A 2,018-nucleotide genomic window follows, 5' to 3' on the forward strand; every position below is an offset into this window, starting at 1 on the left:
GGCTCAGCGTGACCGGGGATAGGGGCGGTGGTGACGACACCACCAACGAAATGGTCGCTATCGAAGCCGTAATCGGTGAAAGCTCCTCTTTGATCGGCTGGACCGCCCAGCGCCTTGCCCTTTACGATCGCTTCAATGTCAACCTCCTGGCCGTCAGCCGTCGTGGGGAGCGCCTCGACCGCAGGCTGGCCGCAGTCGAGCTGAGGCTCGGGGACGTTGTCGTCTTGCGGGGCAGTGCAGCGAGAATGCCCGAGATACTTCGTGAACTCGGCTGCTTACCGCTGGCAGAAAGGGCTATCCTTCTTGGCAGCGTCCGCAAGGGTATCGTGCCGGTAGTGGTCCTTGCTCTCGCCATGGTGGCGACGGCGTTTGGGCTGCTGCCAGTCTCCGTCGCTTTTTTCGCGGCCGCGGTCGCGATTGTGCTTTTCAAGGTCATTCCGCTCCGCGATGTTTACCAATCGCTCGATGGGCCTATCCTCGTCATGCTCGCCGTTCTCATTCCAGTGAGCGATTCACTACGCAGTACAGGAGCTACGGGAGTAGTTGCCGGCGAGCTTGCCAGACTGGGGACCCTCCTTCCGGCGTCCGGCGCACTGACGCTCATCCTTGTCGCCGCCATGGCCGTTACGCCATTCCTCAACAATGCCGCCACCGTCCTTGTCATGGCGCCTATCGCCGCCGAATTTGCTAGTGATCTGGGCTACAGGCCCGAACCGTTCTTGATGGCTGTCGCCATTGGCGCCGGCTGTGATTTTCTCACCCCGATCGGACACCAGTGCAACACGCTTGTCATGGGGCCGGGTGGCTACCGCTTCAGCGACTATCCGCGTCTGGGACTGCCCCTGTCTTTCCTCGTAGTCATTGTTGCTGTGCCGATGCTTATGATCGTCTGGCCAATGAACTGACATCCGATATTCGGATGTCTTCTTGGAAATCCCACACGACACCACATTCGTGAATGAGGTCGCCGCGCAAGCCTGACGCGGGCTGGCCAACCTGCGGTCAGTGTCGCCAGCAGTTCCCCTCTCGTCCCGCCCGCGGCAACAGAAACTGTGTTCCGGCCGCTCTATCGGGGCAAAGGGAAAGCCAGCAAACGAACCTTAGGCCATGGACTATACACCGCAGCGAGATTGTCAGGGGCTTGGCGGAGTATTGACGTCGTTTCTCACCTAGGAAAAGCCGGTTCACCTTCGTGATGACGACAGGCCGATAACTCTTTCTTCGAGAATACGAGGCCCTTTCGGGCTGCGATCAGCATCACAAGTCGTGTGTTGCTCAGCGGCAGGGCCCTGGTGAACTGCAAGTCGTCGCGACGACCATTCGATCTTGGTGCTACCTGAGATACCAGCGTTGCACATCGCGCAGGAAGGACGAGGGCGGCTGTTAGCCGCCCAGTCATTTCATCTCACACGTTGCGACGACCTCTGGCGCTTTCCAGGTCATCACCTGTGTAGACTTCATCCGTTGGATCGAAGCCGGTCCAACCGCCTGCTTCGTATTCGGTTCGCCGATGGGCTATGTCGACGGAATTATATTGCTTCAGTATCTGTTCCGCGTCGGGGACAAGGTCGTCTTCGACCCTGGCTATAACCATTGTTCCCCCGCGCCGAACGCCTTCGGCATAAACATGTGCGTCGCTTTCCGGCACACCGGACTCTGTCATCGCGCCGATGATGCCGCCAGCTGCGCCACCGACCACGGCACCGCCGACAGCGCCGACCGCAGTCGCCGCCAGCCAGCCCGCGGCAACCACGGGGCCGAGACCAGGTATGGCCATCAGGCCAAGGCCGGTGAGCAGGCCGCCGGCCCCGCCGACTACGGCGCCGACACCAGCCCCTGCTGCCGCATCCTCGCCAGCCTCCGACGCTTCGCCCGTAAGCCGGCCGCCCGAATTACCCGCCACGATGCTAATATCGTCGTGCGGAACGCCCGTGGCTTCAAGCTCGCCCACAGCGTCGCTTGCTTGATCATAATTGTCGAAGAGGCCTGTTACGGTTTTCATCTGATTTGTCCTTGGT

At 60.7% G+C, this 2,018-nt stretch carries 2 protein-coding genes; one reads left to right on the top strand and one right to left on the bottom strand.

What is annotated here, in order from left to right:
* Positions 1-905, top strand: a 905-nt coding sequence (locus EN879_RS33520) for an SLC13 family permease (protein ID WP_206521054.1), incomplete at its 5' end; no start/stop codon positions are given.
* 500 nt (positions 906-1,405) lie between these two features.
* Here EN879_RS33520 and EN879_RS33525 read toward each other — a convergent pair.
* Entirely contained in the window at positions 1,406-2,002 is a 597-nt protein-coding gene (locus EN879_RS33525; protein WP_013525101.1) for a hypothetical protein, read from the bottom strand.
* Between the last annotated feature and the right edge of the window lie 16 nt (positions 2,003-2,018).

The sequence above is a fragment of the Mesorhizobium sp. M7A.F.Ca.AU.002.02.1.1 genome, assembly GCF_003998535.1.
Classification (GTDB): Bacteria; Pseudomonadota; Alphaproteobacteria; order Rhizobiales; family Rhizobiaceae; genus Mesorhizobium; species Mesorhizobium ciceri.